Below are 16,731 nucleotides of genomic sequence, written 5' to 3' on the forward strand. Positions count from 1 at the left end.
TGTAGTCATGCCGCCAGGCCGCGATCTTTCTTCTGGCGTCGAATAAATTCTGGAACCAGCTTATCCGCAGGCACTCCTCCCGCAGCCGTCCGTGGAAGCTCTCCACATAAGCGTTCTGCGTCGGCTTGCCCGGTTGAATATGCACCAGCTCAACCTTGTTCTCAATCGCCCAGGCCAGGAAATGGCGACTCGTCAGCTCCGGGCCATTATCGCAGCGAATCGATAGCGGCGCGCCGCGATGCATATCGTATGCTTGGATACGCCCATCTCGCGGGCTACATCCTCGGCCTTCCGGCCCGCCTCCAACTGCTTCAGCGCACCAATCATCCGCGCTTCACTGTGCTTGCTCTTCGACATCTCCCGCTCACCCTCTGAATACGAAAATCATATTCCGGTCTGTGCGGAAATTTGGGAGCAGATCAAGAGGATGATTTTCTCTTCCCGTCCATTCGGAAGAATGGCAAACAGGCCATTTCGCCCGACAGCATTTTGAAACGTGAGATTCGGCCAGCATTGCAGAAGGTTGGCGTAACGAAACAGGTGGGTTACCACACCTTCCGTCACACGCTCGCGACACTGCTCGGCTCTCTCGAAGTCAACATCAAGACAACCCAAGAACGGCTTCGCCATGCAAATCCGAACATCACGATGAGGATTTATCAACAGGCCGTCAGCACAGAGAAACGCACGGCGCAGAACCTAGCATTTTCGGCTCTAATTTCAGGCGGGGCGCATTCGAACCCACCGGCACCCAACTTAGGCAACTGAAAGATATGGATATCGCCATAAACCCTTGATTCTATCTGGTTTATGGCGGGGACGACGGGGCTCGAACCCGCGACCTCCGCCGTGACAGGGCGGCGCTCTAACCAACTGAGCTACGTCCCCACTTGTTTTGCCGGATTATTTTGCTCGAACCAAATCTAACGATCTGGGAGCTTTACGGCCAACTGCGTGGGTTGGCAACAAGGTGCGCTGAGGGCGCTTTCTCATTGCTGCAACATGATTGAGTGTATCAGAAACTTGCGCTGTTTGCGCAAGCTTCTGACACGATTCTGTAAAGCTTTGCTATTTAGTTTGTGGACCATGTGGCGCGGTTGCTGCGAGCACCGGAGATGAAGCCCATGTCTGCCGAGATGCCGCGGACGCATTGCAGAAGATGGTTGGCAATGGACGGCAGCTTTTGCGCGGTGACGCGGAAGGACGGGCCGGAGACGCTGACTGCGGCAACGGGTTGGCGCTGGGCGTCGAGCACGGGCACGGCGATGCAGCGGAGGCCTTCTTCCAATTCTTCATCGTCTACAGCGTAGCCGCGGCGGCGGGTCTTTTCGATTTCGGTGCGGAGTGCTTCCGGAGTGGCGATGGTGCGGTGGGTGAAGCGCTCGAAGCGGGTGCGGCGGATGACTTCGTTGATGCGCTCTTCCGGCATGAAGGCCAGGATGGCTTTGCCGACCGAGGTGCAATGGACCGGGTTGCTGGCTCCGATGCGGGTAATCATGCGGACGGAGCGGGCGGGCTCGATCTTGTCGATGTAAATGACGTGAGCAGCCTCAAGAATGCAGAGGTGGGCGGTTTCTTCCGTCTCCGTGACGAGGCGGCGGAGGTGAGGCTGGGCGCGGTCGCGGAGGTCGTACTGCTCGATGGCGCGGTTGCCGAAGTCGAACAAGCGCAGGCCGAGGCGGAATTTGCCGTTGCCGGTGCGCTCCACCATGTGATGCCGCTCAAGGACCATGAGGAAGCGGTGGGCGGTGCTTTTATGCAGTTGAAGGGATGAGGCTACCTGCGCCAGGCCGAGCGGCGTGTCGCTTTCACCAAGGAGATCAAGAACGGCAAAGGCCCGGTCAAGGGCTTGCACCTTGTAGGTGCCGTGGGTAGCTGCGTCTCGCATTATGGACTCCCGTTTCGCCTAATGGATGAGCTTAGTGTTCCAGATTGCGGTAGCGTGTGTCAATGCGTGGAGGAATTTGGACAGGTAAACGTTTCCCATAATGGGGCGGGATGTTTGGGAGAAGTGAGGATATGGATGTGCCCCATCCTTCTAGCAAAAAGCGCTCGAAGGATGGGGCACGGGAGGTTGGTGGGATCAGGAGCGGGTTTCTATTTTGTCGCCTTCGCCAGGGGCCAGGAAGAGGTTGGTTTCGAGGCCGTGCTGGCGGGTGTAGAGGTCGTAGTAACGACCGCCGAGGGCGTATAGCTCGTCATGGTTGCCGCGCTCTATGATTCTTCCCTGCTCTACTACAAGGATCTGGTCGGCGCGGCGGATGGTGGAGAGGCGGTGGGCGATGACAAAGGTGGTGCGGCCTTGCATGAGCTGGGCGAGACCTTCTTGAATCATCGATTCGGATTCGGAATCGAGGGAGCTGGTGGCTTCGTCGAGGATGAGGATTCTTGGCTCGGCCAGGAGTGCGCGGGCGATGGAGAGACGCTGGCGCTGGCCGCCGCTTAACTTGACGCCGCGCTCGCCGACGATGGTTTCGTACTGCTCGGGGAAGCGCTCAGCGAATTCATCGACTCTGGCTGTTTTGCAGGCGGCGAGGAATTGTTCTTCGGTGGCTTCGGGGTGGGAGAACATGATGTTCTCACGAATGGAACCGTCAAAGAGGAAGGACTCCTGCAGAACTACACCAAGCTGGCTGCGGAATGTGTTGAGGTCAACTTTTGAGAGGTCGAAATCATCGACGAGGATGCTGCCGGATGTGGGTACATGGAAGGCGCAAAGCAGGCTGATGATGGTGGATTTCCCAGAGCCGGAAGAGCCGACGAGCGCGGTTACGCTGCCCGGAGTAGCAGCGAAGCTGATGCCGTGGAGGACGGGCTTTTCCGGCTCATAGGCGAACTCTACGTTTTGGAATTCGACGTAACCCTGGATGGGGGGCATCCTTTCGGTGCGCTCGGGGGCGGCGTTTTCTTCCAGCTCGGACATGATTTCCGCAGTGCGGTCAAGGCCGGCGAAGGCTTCTGTAAGCTGCGTGCCGATGTTCGTTATCTGGATCATGGGGGCGACCATAAAGACGAGGAACATGTTGTATTGGAAGTAGTCGCCGGTGGTCCATTGGCCGTGGATCACGGCGTGGCCGCCGAGCCACATGACTAAGCCTGATACGAGGCCCATCATGGTTGTCGATGCGGACGACATGACGCTGGTAAGCGTGAGGGACTTCATTACGTTGTCGAGGAGGCGGCCTACTCCGGCAGCAAAGACTTCATGCTCGCGAGCTTCCGCGTGGTAGCCCTTGATGACGCGGACTCCGCCCAGTGATTCCGTGAGACGGCCTGTGACTTCGGCGTTGATTTTGCCGCGCTCGCGGAAGATGGGGCGGATGGTTTTGAAGGCGTATTGCAGGATGAAGACGAATACTGCTAACGCGGCGAATACAGTCAGCGTGACGACTACGGATTTATGCAGAAGGAAGATGAAGGCGAGGATGGCGGTGAGCAGTCCGCCGAGGAACTCGACGAGGCCGGTGCCGACGAGGTTGCGGACGCCTTCTACGTCTGTCATGATGCGCGAGACGAGATTGCCGGTGCGATTGGCGTCGTAGTAGGCGACAGGCAAGAGGCCTACGTGCTTTTGCACGTTGCGGCGCATTTCTGCGATGAGGCGCTGGCCAGCTTTGGAGAGCAATTGCGTGAGCGCGTAGGACGTGATGGCCTGCACGAGCATGGCGCTGAAGACGAGGGCGATGAGCTTAGGGAGTAGGGCGCTGCCGGTGGCTAAGAAGGCCTTGTCAAGCAGCGGCTTTGTCGTGTAAGGCATGACCAGACCGGCCATGCGGTTGACGACCATGAGCAGGAGGCCGGTGAGAAGCAGGCCTTTGCGCGGGGCGATGAGCGCGGCGGCCTGCGGCCAGATTTTCCTGAGGCTGGGCTTGGGCTTTTTGGGGGCATCGCCGCTAGTTGCGCCGGCGCGCATCTGGCGGCCTCCTGTGCGCTCGGCGCGCAGGTTGCCGAGACCTCCTCCGTGGCGCATGGTGCCCATAAAGCTAGACCTTTCCGGTGCGGCGTGCGGCGATGAAGGAACGCACGCAGAGAATGACGTAGATGAGGCACAGGGCGGACATGGCGGCCTTGGCCTGCGTGGCGGGCGGATTTTCTCCGAGCTTGCCGGTCAGAAAATGGATGAGGCCGGTGATGGTTCCGAGGAAGCCGAGAAGGCCGAGCGTAACGTTGATGTGCGCGAAGAGCTTGCGGCGGGATTCGCTGGGGCTCATGGATAAGAAGCCACCAATGCCGAGGGCGATTCCGAACCAGGTGGGGATGAGGGCGGTGGGGTGGATGCTGCCGGTGCCGATAAATCCGATGAGGCCGAGGGCTATTAAGAGGACTGCGAAGAGAATGGTGATTTTTGCCATGAATGGGGCTCCGTAGGGTGCATCGCCAGCATATCAAGTAGATGTGCGAGCGATGACTGCGATGCAAAGGAAGATTAGCTGCGAGCGGCGGATTGTTTTACGTCGGCGAAGACTTGATCGACTGTCCAGTCGTTGCCGGGGTAGAAGTTGACAACTTTGCCGTCGGGGCCGATGAGGGTGGTGGAAAGCGTGTGGGTGATGGTGTCGTTTTCACCGGGGGTCAGGCCTATGTCAAAGAACAAGGCCATTTTGTGGAGCACGTCTTCGGTGGGGACGGCGAAGTCCCAGTGGGCGAAGGCTTCTTTGGAGTCGCTGCCGATGTATTGGGCTCCATAGGCGCGGAGGCGGGCGGGGGTGTCGTTTTTGGGGTCGAAGCTTACGCAGAGGAGATGCGTTTTGCCGCTGAGGGCGGGGTCGGCGGCGATGCGCTCATTGAGATGGGCGAAGTTGCGCGTGACGAGCGGGCAGAAGTTGGGAACTGGACAGCGGGTGTAGATGAAGGTGATGAGAAGCTGCTGGCCGTGGAACTGCGCGAGATGGATGGGGTGGCCGTCCTGGTTGCGGAGCGCGAAGTCGGGGACGGGGTCGCCTGGGGTGGGGACGTGGTAGATGCTGGTGGGTTTGTAGTCGGGGCGGGACTGCGCTACGACGACGATGTGGTCGAGGAAGATGTCGGCGTCGTCGTGCTGGGAGACTTCGAGGTCGGCGGTGATGGTATCGCCGGCGTGGAGCTCGCTGAGGACGCTGGCGTCCTTGACCTTGTAGGGCATGGTCATGGCTTCCATAAAGCCGGGGATGGCAGAGTGGGCGATTGTGGCTTCCTGCGTGGAAAGGTTGACGGAGAGAACCTTGCCGCGGAGCTTGTAGGTTTTGTAGGAAGAGTTGGTTGAGGCTACGGCGGTGGGGCTGGGTGCCGTGTGGCATCCGGCGAGCAAGGCCGTGGCTAGAAACGCGGTAGGAAGAAGTCGGCGAATCACTCAACAGTGTACTACCGGGTTTGCGGATAGGATTCCTACATGGGGACCAGGTTGGAAAACGATGTGAACAAGTGGCTGCACGAGGGCGGGCGCGTGGTGGCGTCGAGCGACCGCGCGGCGCGTGCTGTGCTTGAGGCGTATCACCGGGAGCGGCGTAAGGAAGGGCTGGCGGCGTGGGTGGCTCCGGCGGTGCAGGCCTGGGGCGCGTTTGCGGAGGGTGAATGGCTGGTGCGGTGTGCTGACGGGCGGCTGGTACTGAATGCGCTGCAGGAAGAGTCGCTGTGGGTGAAGGTGATTGCCGCGAGCGGACATGGCGCTGCGCTGCTGGATGGACCGCTGCGGAGGCTGGCGGGGCTGGCGATGGAGGCGCATGCGCTGCTGTGCGGGTATGCGCCGGGTTATCTGGATGGCGGGAAGAGGCGGAGCTGGCTGCAGGATGCTGGGGCGTTCAGCGAATGGCTGAAAGAGTTTGATGCGACTTGCGCGGCGAATGAGGTGGTCGGTGCGGCTCGGGTGGCGGTGGAGTTGGGTTCCCTACTGAGAGAAGACGCGGATGGGCGTGAGGCGCTGTTGCTGGTGGGGTTTGACCGGGTGACTCCGGTGCAGCGGGATGTGCTGGATGCGTGGGGCACATGGAGTTTAGCGCCAGAGGGTGCAGCGGCGGGAGATGTGGCTTATTTTGCGGCGGCGGATGTGCAGGCGGAGCTGGCGGCTTGTGCGGCGTGGTGCAAGCGTGAGTTGGACACGCATGCGGATGCGCGGTTGCTGGTGGTTACGCAGGATGCAAAGTTGCGGCGCGGGGAGATTGAGCGGGCGTTTTTGCGTGAAGGCGTGGATTTTGAGTTTTCGCTCGGCGTGCCGCTGGCTTCTGTTGCGCTGGTGCGGAGTGCGCTGCTGATGTTGCGGTGGCTGGATGGCGAGATGGAAGAGCGCGAGGTGGATTGGATTTTTTCTTCGCCCTGGATTGGGTCGGCGGAAGAGCGCGCGGGTCTGCAGAGGGCGCATCGGGAAGTGAGAAGAAGAGGGCGGGAGCGGACGGAGTGGTCGCTGACAGCCTGGCTGCACGAAAAGGGATTGCCGAAGGGTTGGGTCGAACGCGTGGAGGCAGCGCGGGGGATTTTGCGAGAGAGTGCGAAGAGGCTTGCGCCGGTGGAGTGGTGCGCGGTGGTTCCGCGATTGCTGGAGGCGATGGGCTGGCCGGGAGTACAAGCAACGAGCGCGGATTACCAGGCGGTGAAGCGGTGGGAGCGGGCGCTGGATGCCTGCGGGTCGCTGGGGTTTGATGGGCGGCGCGTGGATTGGCGGACGTTTTTGAAAGAGCTGGGGCATGCGGCGGAGACGACGCTGTTTGCGGCGGAGTCGGAGGAGGCTCCGGTGTTGATTGCGGGGCCTGCGGAGTCGGCTGGGCTGGTTGCGGATGCAGCTTGGTTTGCGGGAGTGGATGAGGATGCGTGGCCGCAGAGAGGGGCGCTGCATCCGTTGATTCCTGCGGAGGTGCAGAAGACGGCGAAGATGCCGCATGCTACGGCGCAGTTGGATGCGGAGCTGGCGCGGACGGTTACGGAACGGTTGATGGGGTCGGCTGCGACGATGCGGTTTAGTTTTGCGCGGCAGAAGGATGGCGTGGAGGCGAGGGCTTCGCGGTTGGTGACGCAGCTTGCGGGTGAGGCAAAGACGCTGAATGTAGAGTTGGCCGCAGCAGAGTTGCGGACGGAGGTTGTGCGGGATGCTGGTTGTGTTCCGCTGCGTGTGGTTGCGGAGAACGGCGTACACGGCGGCTCGGCAGTGTTGACGGCGCAGTCTCAGTGCCCGTTCCAGGCGTTTGCCACGGCGAGGCTGGAGGCACGGGGATGGGATGCAGCGGAGGCAGGGCTGACGGCGCTGATGCGTGGAAATCTGCTGCATGAGGTGATGCACGCGGTATGGGGTGGGGCGGAGACGGGTGGGATTCGCACGCTGGAGGAGTTGCGGGCGATTGCCGATTTGCGCGAGTTTGTTGATGGGCATGTGCGGACGGTGATGCGGGAGAAGATTCCGGCTGGTGTGAAGGAGCAGATGCCGGAGCGGTATCTGGAACTGGAAGCGACGCGGCTAGTGCGGCTGGTTACGGAGTGGCTGAACTATGAGGCAGCACGGCTTCCCTTCTCTGTGGAAGCAACCGAGGTAAAAAAAGAGGTCACGATTGCGGGGCTTACGCTGAGCCTGCGGCTGGACCGTGTGGATGTGCTGAACAATGGGTCGCTGCTGGTGATTGATTACAAGACGGGCAATGTTGGACCGAAGCAGTGGGAGATGCCTCGGGCGGAGGATGTGCAGTTGCCGCTGTATGCGGGGTTTGCGCTACCGGAGGGAAGCGAGTTGGGCGGGCTGGCGTTTGCGAAGGTGAGCGCAGGACAGAACGAGTTTGCCGGTTGCGTGGGAGATGCGAAGGCGACGCTGTTTGAGACGCTGAAGGGCACGTCAGGGTTGGTGAAGAATGCGCTGACAGGGGAGAAGCTGCTGGATTGGCGCGACGGCATTGAGCAGTTGGCGAGGGATTTTCTTGCGGGGAAGGCGGAGGTTGATCCGAGGGATTTTCCGAAGACGTGTGAGAACTGCGGGCTGCAGGCGGTGTGCCGTGTGTATGAGCAGGATGCGGTGATGAGTGTGGAAGAGGAAGAGGCTGCTTATGACGCTGGTTGAGCGCGTTACTCCTCCTGACCAACAGCAGAGAGAGCAGGCTTTGGCTCCAAACTGCTCAGTGCTGGTGCAGGCTCCTGCGGGTTCGGGTAAGACTTCCCTGCTGACGAAGCGATTTCTTCGGCTGTTGAGTCAAGTGAATGATCCTGCGGAGATTGTTGCGATTACTTTCACCAAGGCTGCTGCGGCTGAGATGCGGCATCGCATTCTTGCCGAGTTAGAGAAGGCTGCTGCTGGGCAAGTGAACGAAGCTGATGCGCAGGTGAGTGAGTTTGCGGCGCGGGCTTTGGAGCGGTCGCAACTGTTGGGATGGAATCTGCTGGAGCTTTCTTCGCAGTTGAGGATTTCTACGATTGATTCGTTTTGCCGCGAGCTGGCGATACAACAGCCTTTGCTTTCCGGGCTTGGTGGCGGATTGGATATTGCGGAACAGCCGGAGGAGTTGTATCGGCTGGCGGCGCGAAATACTCTTGGCGCGCTTGGCGTGGGCAGTGCGGAGTTGCAGGCAGCGATTGAGGCGCTGCTGGTGTGGCGCGACAACAACTGGCAGGACGTGGAAGAGCAGCTAGTGGAGATGCTGGCGAAGCGCGACCGCTGGATGCAGGATTTTGTTCTCGAACGGGAGCAGGATTGGGATGCGCTTCGTGAGAGGCTGGAGCGCCCATTTGCGAATGCGGTTGCAGAGGCTTTGAGTGGCGTGTCGCGGCTGCTTGGCGCTGCTCCGGAGCTGGAAGATGAGGCGCTGGAGCTAGCGCGGTTTGCATGCGCGCAGAAGAACTATGAGCTGTATGCGAATGTTGCGGAACTTGCGGAGTTGCCGCATGGGCCTTTTGAAGATGCGGATGCGTTGAATGCAGCGCGGCATGCTTATCTCGACCTTGCAAAGCTCTTGCTGACAAATGATGGAGATTTTCGGAAGCCGCGTGGAATCAATGTTGGGATTGGCTTTCCTCCGGAGGCGAAGAGCGAGAAGCAGCGGCTTGTTGCATTGCTGAGCAGGCTTGAAGAGCTAACGGGATTAGACGAGAGGCTTGCAGGGCTGCGGGAACTGCCTCCCGCGCGATATACGGAAGAGGATTGGCAGATTGTGCGGGCGTGCTTTACGCTGCTGCGGCATGCGGCGGGAGAACTGAAGGCGGCCTTTGCCGATGCGGGAGTGGTGGACTACACCGAAATTTCGCAGATTGCACAGGCTGTGCTGTGGGACCAGGTAACAGAGCTTCCGACAGATGCGGCGATTGAGATTGCGGGGCGGATTCGGCATCTGCTTGTGGATGAATTTCAGGATACGAGCCGCAAGCAGCATAAGTTGATTGCCAAGCTTGTGGCGGCGTGGGGCGGTGATACGGCGGAGCGGACGGTGTTTGTTGTCGGCGATCCGATGCAGTCGATTTACTTCTTTCGCGATGCGGATGCGGAGTTGTTTCCGCGGGTGCGGACGCTTGGGCTGGAGTTGCCGGATCATGATGCGCATCGCTTTACGTTTGCGCCACTGTCTTCCAACTTCCGAACTGCACCGGAGCTTGTTGAGAAGCTGAATGACACATTTGCGCAGGTGTTTGGCGTGCGGGATGGAAGCGGCATAACGTTCTCTGAGGCAAAGCCTGCACGGGCTGAAACGGACGGCGCGGAGAGACTGCATCTGCATCTTGAGTTTGTTCCGCAGGTGAAGAGGAATGCGGATGACAACGCAAAAAGCATACGGCTGGCTGCGGGTGAGGCGCAGGTGCGCGAGATTGTTGCGCTGATTGCGAGCCATACGGAGCGGATGGAAGAAGCTCGTAGGAGTGGCGGGAAGTATCGCGTGGCTGTGCTGGGAAGAACGCGGCCTGCGCTGGCTCCGGTAGCGGCGGCGTTGCGGGCAGCGGGGATTCGGTTTGTTGCGGTGGATTTGGAGGGGCTGGGTGAGCGGCCAGAGGTTCTGGATGCGCTGGCTCTGGCTAAGGCGTTTAAGAATGGCGAGGATCGCGTGGCGTGGCTGGGTGTGCTGCGTGCGCCGTGGTGTGGATTGTCGCTGGAAGATTTGTATTTGTTGACGAGTGGGGATGATGCAGCGGTTCGGCGGCGGGCGGTTCCGGAGTTGTTGCGCGAACGGGTGCATTTGCTGAGTGACGAGGGGCAGAGGGCGGTTGCTCGGTTGATGGCTGTGTTGAAAGATGCGGCGGCTCTGCCGGTGAGTGCGCTGGGGACGTGGCTGCAGCAAATCTGGCTGCGGCTGGGTGGCGCGGGGTGCGTGGATGCGGCAGCGCGGGAAAATCTGGAGCTGCTGTGGGGTTGCCTGGATGCGTTGCCGGATGGGGAAGCGGATTTGCTGGGAGGCGCGCTGGATGCGGCGATTGCGAAGTTGACAGCGCAACCTGATCCAGCAGCGGAGAGCGACTGCGGCGTGCACCTGATGACGATTCACAAGTCGAAGGGACTGGAGTTTGAGGTTGTGATTGTGCCGGAGTTGCAGGCGCGGGGGATGGTGACGAGTCATCGCATGATGGCGTGGCTGGAGCGCGGCGTTGCAGATGCGGATGAGTCCGGAGAGATTACGGAGTTCCTGGTTGCGCCGCAGCAATCAAAAGGAGAAGACCGCGGGCTGGCGAAGGGCTGGGTAGATGGCGTGTATCGGTCGCGGGAGCTGCAGGAGATGCGGCGGATTTTATATGTGGCGACTACGCGTGCTCGCGAGGAGCTGCACCTGTTTGCTCGGCCTGAGTACAGGGAGACGGACGACGAACGAGAGTTGGTGGAGCCTTTGGGGAGTTTGCTGGCTACGGCCTGGCCTGCTTTGAGCGAAGAGGTTGCAGCGCGATTTGCGGAGTGGGAGCCTCGTGAGGTGGATGAGGTCGAAGCGAAGGCTGCGGAGAAAGCGACGATGTTGCGGCGGTTGTCTTCGGATTATGTGGCTCCGGTAATGGCGGCGGATTCGCGACAGGCTGAGGTAATTGGGCTGGGCGAACAGAGGCTCTATTCGCGGCATGAGGGCGGGTTGTTGTCACGGGCGCTGGGAACGGCGGTGCATGCGTTGATGGAAGAGATGGCGCGGTTGCAGGTCGCGCTGGATTGGGATGCGGTGAAGGATTCGCTGAAGAGTTTTGTGCCGCGAGTTGTGGCGCAGATTCGGGCGGCGGGTGTGGAAAAGGCTGAGGCGGAGGGGCTTGGTGCGGAGGCACTGGCGATTGCGCTGCGGGCTGCAGACGATGAGGCTGCGCGGTGGATTCTTTCGCCGCATGCGGGTGCAGCGAGCGAGACACGGTGGGCGGGTGTGCTGAATGGGAAGCTGCGTACGGTGCAGGCGGACCGGGTGTTTCGTGCTGGTGATGCTCCGCTGACTGACGGGGATGGCGTTTGGTGGATTGTGGATTACAAGACGGCGCATTTGGATGTGGAGTTGTCTGAGTTGCGGAAGGTTTTTGCGGCACAGCTTGAGCTTTATGCACGGGTGTTGAGGCTGCTGCATGGGGATGGGGCTGCGGTTCGATGCGGCTTGTATTATCCGCGGATGGGGAAGATGGATTGGTGGGAAGCGTAGAAGGCAGGGTAAGGGGTGCGGGGTACAGGATTTTAGATAAGAAGCAAAAGCTATAAAAAGCAAAGGCTGTAGATATCCCACCCATGCGCAAAAGCGCGCATGAGTGGGGCACCCGCACCCGTATACCTCAGGAGCTAAAGCCCCTCTTTCTTTTGGTTGGTTTGTTGCCGGGGATAAATCCCCGGCCTACCTTTGCCTGCTGCTTACCTAGCTTTGTGCTACTGCTTTTCGAGCTGGGCTATGTGGGCGGCGCGGACGTCGTTGGCGGTGAAGAGGCTAAAGAAAGGTGCGCCCTGCGCGGCGGCTTCTACGGCGGGGCGGCCATTCGCTTCCTGGCGCTCTACGATGCAGACTACGGCGGCGACTTGCATGCCGGACTCGCGGGCGGCTTCGATGGCGTTGATTGTCGATGCGCCGGTGGTGCAGACGTCGTCCACAATGAGGACTTTGGCTCCTTCTTGCAGGAACCCTTCGATGCGGCGGCCGGTGCCGTGAGCCTTTTCGGCTTTGCGGACGAGAAAGCCCTGGATTAGCGAAGAGCCGGGTTTCTCAATGGCGCGCTGCGCGCTTGCTGTCGCAACGTTCGAGACGATGGGGTCGGCACCCATGGTCAGGCCGCCTACGGCGTCCAGCTTGATTCCCTTCTCTGTCAGCAGGTCGAGGATGGCGTGGCCGGTGAGGCGGCCTCCTTCGGCATGCAGCGTGGTGGTGCGGCAGTCGATGTAGTAGTCGCTGGTGCCGCCGGAGGAGAGCTTGAAGCTGCCGAGCTTAAAGCTGATGCGGGAGAGGAGATTGAGAAGCTGCGTGGCGTTGGTCGTGGTGGTCATCGAGATTGATTGTAAACAGGGGACAGGGTGCGGGCTACAGGGTGCAGAAAAGCTGAACCTCAGGGGCTAAAGCCCAGTGCTCTTTTCAGGTCTTGATTGCCGGGATAAATCCCCGGCCTACCAGTCGTGCCCTGTACTCTCGTTATCCACTAACTTGAACAGGACATTCCCTTATACCTTGTCGAGGTGCTTGAAGCCGTCGGTGTTGGCGAACATGAGGGCAAAGAGCAGGAGGTTGTAGCTGGCGTGTACCAGGGTGCTGGCTGCAAGGGAGCGCGTGCTTAAGCGTACCCAGCAGAGAACCATGCTGACTCCGACAAGCAAGAGAAAGGGGCCGATGGAGCCTCCGTTTTGCGCGAAGTGCATGAGCGAAAAGGGGATGCTGGTGAGGACGGAGCCTACTGCCATGGCTGGGAGCGTCCATTGGGTACGGCCTTCGGCGTCAGGCCATGGCGCGGGGCGGTGGGTAAAGCGCTCGACGGCCCAGTCGCAGGCTGTGCAGAAGGCGGGGAGCAGGAGGCCGCGGAAGATCAGCTCCTCGAAGAATGGCGCAAAGGTGGTGCCGAAGATGGTCAGAAGCCATACTGCGTCTTTGCGGTGAAAGACTTCGTCGATGGGGGCGTTTTGAGGGCCGGGCATGGCGATGCTGTCCACGATGGCGAGGACGACGCAGAAAGCTGCGGCGCTGAAGAGATGCCAGCGCATGCGGAGGGCTGTGGAGATGCGCCACTCGACGCCAGCGAAGAAGCTGGTGTGCCAGAAGCTGGGGAAGATGACGACGAAACTGATGAGCGAAAACAGGTACCAGGCGGTCTGGCTGCCGAGGCTGTAATGGATTTCCGTTTGGGCTTGCTGCAGGGTGGTGACGCCGAAAAGATGCAAGTACAGGGCGGCACGTGTAAGCACCATCGAGAGAAGGCCGGAGACGATGAGCACGATGGAGGCAAGGGCCACGTCCGCGAAGTTGGGAAACCGCATGGGCGGGGCGGGATGCTCCGGTTCGGAGGCGTAATTGGCGAGGAACGAGTTTTCCGGCGGCGTGGCGGCGGGGGAAAGCGTGAAGTCGGGCTGTTCGCTGGATGGGTCGATTGGCTCGCCGGTCATTTGCGCACCGCTTTTTTGGCTGCGGTCTTTTTGGCAGCTTTCTTTGCGGGAGCTGATTTCGCTGCGCTGCGTTTTACGGCTGGCTTCTTCGGCTCGGGTTCGGGCTCCGCTGCGGCGGGAGCGTCAGCCAGAGCGATCATGGCGGCGTCGGTGGGAAGCTCCGCCAGATGGCCTTGATGCGAGGCGTAGTAGCGCTTGAGGAACTGGCCGGTGAAGGACTCCGCGACCGATGCGACGCGTGCGGGACGGCCTTCCGCTACGAGGCGGCCACCGTTTTCTCCGCCTTCGGGGCCGAGGTCGATGATCCAATCAGCGTTGCGGATGACGTCGAGGTTGTGCTCGATGATGACGATGGAGTTGCCGAGGTCGGTGAGGCGGTGCAGGACTTCGAGAAGCTTGCGCACGTCGTCGAAGTGCAGGCCTGTCGTCGGTTCGTCGAGAACGTAGAGGGTGCGGCTTGTCTGGCGCTTGCTTAGCTCCCTTGCCAGCTTCATGCGCTGGGCTTCGCCGCCGGAGAGTGTCGTCGCGCTCTGGCCGAGGTGCACATAGCCAAGGCCTACATCGACCAGTGTTTGCAGCTTCTGGTTGACGGTGGGGACATCTTTGAGCACCGTCAGCGCGTCTTCGATGGTGAGCTCGAGGATGTCGGCGATAGAGTGGCCGTGGAATTTTACGGCGAGGGTTTCCTGGTTGTAGCGGCGGCCATTGCAGACTTCGCACTGGACGTAGACGTCCGGCATGAAGTTCATTTCGATGCGGCGTTGGCCGTCGCCTTCGCAGGCTTCGCAGCGGCCTCCGGCAACGTTGAAGCTGAAGCGGCCGGGCTTGTAGCCGCGTTCGCGGGATTCGGGGAGCATCGCGAAGAGGTCGCGGATGGGGCCGAAGACCTGCGTGTAGGTCGCGGGATTGGAGCGCGGGGTACGGCCAATGGGCGACTGGTCGATGCGGATTACCTTGTCGAGCTGTTCCGCGCCGGTGAGGTCGTCGTGGGAGCCGGGCTCTTCACGGGAGCCGTAGATTTTTTGCGCGAGCGAGCGGTAGAGAATGTCGTTGATAAGCGTGCTTTTGCCGCTGCCGCTTACGCCTGTCACCACGGTCATGACGCCGAGCGGGATGCGGGCTTTGACTTCCTGCAGGTTATGCTCGCGGGCGCCGGTGAGGGTGAGCCACTTGCCGCTCAGTTCGCGGGGCTTCTCGCGCTGGAGGATTTCGATGGCTCCGCTAAGATATTTGCCGGTGAGCGAGTCGGGGGCGGCCATGATTTCGTCGGGCGTGCCTTCGGCTACGACGGCTCCGCCAAGGCGGCCTGCGCCGGGGCCGAGGTCGAGGACGTAGTCGGCGTGGCGGATGGTGTCTTCGTCGTGTTCGACGACGAGGACGGTGTTGCCGAGGTCGCGGAGTTGTTCGAGTGCGCCGATCAGGCGGGTGTTGTCGCGCTGGTGGAGGCCGATGGATGGCTCGTCGAGGACGTAGAGGACGCCGCGGAGGCGGGAACCGATCTGTGTCGCTAGGCGGATGCGCTGGCCTTCGCCGCCGGAGAGAGTGGCGGCGCTACGGTCGAGCGAGAGATAGTTGAGGCCGACGGCGCAGAGAAAATCGAGACGTTCGACGACTTCGCGGCGGATGCGCTCGGCGATGAGGGCTTCGCGGTCGTTGAATTTGAGTTCTGCCGCTGCGGTGAAGGCGCGGTTGAGCGGGAGCGCAGTGAAGTCGGCGATAGAGAGGTTGTTGATTTTGACGGCCAGCGATTCCGGACGCAGGCGCTTGCCGCGGCAGACCGGGCAGGGCGTGGCGCTCATGTACTGCATCATGTACTCGCGGTAACCGTCTGAATTGGCTTCTTCTACGGAGTTGCGGAGATAGGCCAGGATGCCGTGGAAGCCGGTGCGCGGAGCGTCGCCTTTGGGAGGGCCATAGACGAGGATGTGCTGCTGGCGGGCGGGCAGGTCCTCAAAAGGTGTCTTGAGATCGATGCTGTATTTTTGCGAGGCGAGATTGAGCAGCTTCAGCAGGTATTGCGAGGAGCTTCCGGGTCCGAGGCCGCCGTCTAACAACGGTTTCGACCAGTCGGTGATGACCTTGGCGGGGTCGAAGTCGTAGAGCGAGCCGAGGCCGTGGCACTCGGGGCATGCACCGAAGGTGGAGTTGAAGCTGAAGCTGCGGGGTTCGAGCTTGGGTACGTCGAGGCCGCAGTCGGGGCAGGCCATGGAGGACGAGAAGAGCTGTTCCTCACCGTTGGAGAGCAGGACGAGTACCAAGCCGTTGGCCATTTGGAGTGACTTGGAAACGGCAGCGTCGAGACGCTTTTCGAGGCTCTGCTTGCCGGTGGCGGTTGCTGCCGCTGTCGTCTTAACTCCAGTTTGCGCGGCCAGCTTTTGCGTTGCGGCGGGCAGGAGAGAGCTGGATGCGGAAGCGGCGCTTTCCGGCTTGAGAAGGATGCGGTCGATTACCGCTTCAATGTTGTGGTTCTTGCGGCGGTCGAGTTGAACGGGCTCGGAGAGGTCGCGCATTTCGCCATCGACGCGGGCGCGAAAGCCTTGCTGGTCAATCTGATCCAGCAAATCCTTAAACTCGCCCTTTCGGCCTCGGACAACGGGAGCCATGATGGTGACGCGCTCGCCATTGCCTAGCTGGAGGATGCGCTGGACGATCTGCTCGGCGGTCTGGCGGGCGATGGGGCGGCCACAGTTGGGGCAGTGCGGGGTTCCGACGGACGAATAGAGCAGGCGGAGGTAGTCGTAGATTTCCGTGATGGTGCCGACGGTCGAACGGGGGCTGCGGCTGGTGGTCTTCTGCTCGATGGAGATGGCCGGGCTGAGGCCTTCGATGGAGTCCACGTCCGGGCGCTCGATCTGGTCGAGAAACTGGCGTGCATAGGCCGAAAGTGTCTCGACATAACGGCGCTGGCCCTCGGCATAAATGGTGTCAAAAGCGAGCGAGGACTTGCCGGAGCCGGAGAGCCCGGTGACCACGGTGAGGGTGTTTCGGGGGATGCGCACACTGATGTCTTTGAGATTGTGCTGGCGCGCTCCGCGTACGGAAATGTGTGTAATGGCCATAGGGAGTCACATCAGGCAACGCGGACGGAGCGCGGTAGCATCCTATAAAGCAGCCGGATTGCAAGATTACAGAGGTATTTTAGTTGTCAACAGAATAGAGGGTCAACGAAGCGCAAAATCTGCGAGAATGCAGACGAGCACCAGAACCGGATTTAAGCTTTCCGGACGGTGGCCGATAAGAACAAGACGCTGGAATGACTCTCCCCTGAGGCT

General features: G+C 60.8%; 11 protein-coding genes, 1 tRNA gene and 1 pseudogene. 3 read left to right on the top strand and 10 right to left on the bottom strand.

Annotated features, from left to right (window positions below; genetic code table 11):
* Together AC5S3R_RS12705 and AC5S3R_RS12710 are read right to left on the bottom strand one after the other, a co-directional pair.
* Positions 1-238, bottom strand: a pseudogene (locus tag AC5S3R_RS12705) (integrase core domain-containing protein); the annotation flags it as partial.
* Positions 193-357, bottom strand: a complete 165-nt coding sequence (locus AC5S3R_RS12710) for a transposase (RefSeq protein WP_494267413.1) — start codon at positions 355-357, stop codon at positions 193-195. The gene AC5S3R_RS12710 and the pseudogene AC5S3R_RS12705, both read right to left, overlap by 46 nt.
* Before the next feature lie 51 nt (positions 358-408).
* Here AC5S3R_RS12710 and AC5S3R_RS12715 point away from each other — a divergent pair, with 51 nt between their 5' ends.
* Positions 409-768, top strand: a complete 360-nt coding sequence (locus AC5S3R_RS12715) for a tyrosine-type recombinase/integrase (protein WP_494267414.1) — start codon at positions 409-411, stop codon at positions 766-768.
* Between the two features lie 43 nt (positions 769-811).
* On the opposite strand, the gene AC5S3R_RS12720 is transcribed toward AC5S3R_RS12715, so the two are convergent.
* From AC5S3R_RS12720 to AC5S3R_RS12740, 5 genes are all read right to left on the bottom strand, one after another.
* A tRNA-Asp gene (locus AC5S3R_RS12720) sits at positions 812-888 on the bottom strand.
* Between the two features lie 184 nt (positions 889-1,072).
* Entirely contained in the window at positions 1,073-1,888 is an 816-nt protein-coding gene (locus AC5S3R_RS12725; protein ID WP_494267415.1) for an IclR family transcriptional regulator, read from the bottom strand.
* A gap of 195 nt (positions 1,889-2,083) precedes the next feature.
* Positions 2,084-3,979 carry an ABC transporter ATP-binding protein gene (locus tag AC5S3R_RS12730; protein ID WP_494267416.1) on the bottom strand — a complete coding sequence of 632 codons (1,896 nt, stop codon included), beginning with the start codon at positions 3,977-3,979 and terminating at the stop codon, positions 2,084-2,086.
* A 4-nt stretch (positions 3,980-3,983) separates the two neighbouring features.
* Positions 3,984-4,352, bottom strand: coding sequence for a hypothetical protein (locus tag AC5S3R_RS12735; RefSeq protein WP_494267417.1), 369 nt, complete (start codon positions 4,350-4,352; stop codon positions 3,984-3,986).
* 74 nt (positions 4,353-4,426) lie between these two features.
* On the bottom strand, positions 4,427-5,329 hold the full coding sequence (locus AC5S3R_RS12740; RefSeq protein WP_494267418.1) for an SCO family protein: 903 nt from the start codon (positions 5,327-5,329) through the stop codon (positions 4,427-4,429).
* A gap of 39 nt (positions 5,330-5,368) precedes the next feature.
* On the opposite strand from AC5S3R_RS12740, the gene AC5S3R_RS12745 reads away from it, so the two are divergent.
* Both AC5S3R_RS12745 and AC5S3R_RS12750 read left to right on the top strand, forming a co-directional pair.
* The gene (locus AC5S3R_RS12745; RefSeq protein WP_494267419.1) at positions 5,369-8,011 is read left to right on the top strand and encodes a PD-(D/E)XK nuclease family protein; all 2,643 of its coding nucleotides are present in this window, start codon (positions 5,369-5,371) and stop codon (positions 8,009-8,011) included.
* Positions 7,998-11,528 (top strand): UvrD-helicase domain-containing protein, encoded by a 3,531-nt coding sequence (locus AC5S3R_RS12750; RefSeq protein WP_494267420.1) that lies wholly within the window; start codon positions 7,998-8,000, stop codon positions 11,526-11,528. Before AC5S3R_RS12745 ends, AC5S3R_RS12750 begins: the two co-directional genes overlap by 14 nt.
* A gap of 218 nt (positions 11,529-11,746) precedes the next feature.
* Here the strand turns inward: AC5S3R_RS12750 and pyrE are convergent, their stop codons facing one another.
* From pyrE to uvrA, 3 genes are all read right to left on the bottom strand, one after another.
* Complete coding sequence (gene pyrE, locus AC5S3R_RS12755) at positions 11,747-12,355, bottom strand: orotate phosphoribosyltransferase (protein ID WP_494267421.1); 609 nt, start codon at positions 12,353-12,355, stop codon at positions 11,747-11,749.
* A gap of 171 nt (positions 12,356-12,526) precedes the next feature.
* Positions 12,527-13,459 carry a CPBP family intramembrane glutamic endopeptidase gene (locus AC5S3R_RS12760; RefSeq protein ID WP_494267422.1) on the bottom strand — a complete coding sequence of 311 codons (933 nt, stop codon included), beginning with the start codon at positions 13,457-13,459 and terminating at the stop codon, positions 12,527-12,529.
* Positions 13,456-16,518: an excinuclease ABC subunit UvrA gene (uvrA, locus tag AC5S3R_RS12765; RefSeq protein WP_494267423.1), complete on the bottom strand. Its 3,063-nt coding sequence runs from the start codon at positions 16,516-16,518 to the stop codon at positions 13,456-13,458. The genes AC5S3R_RS12760 and uvrA overlap by 4 nt, the downstream gene beginning before the upstream one ends.
* Positions 16,519-16,731 lie beyond the last annotated feature (213 nt).

The sequence above is a fragment of the Occallatibacter sp. FHG110214_02 genome (assembly GCF_059115385.1).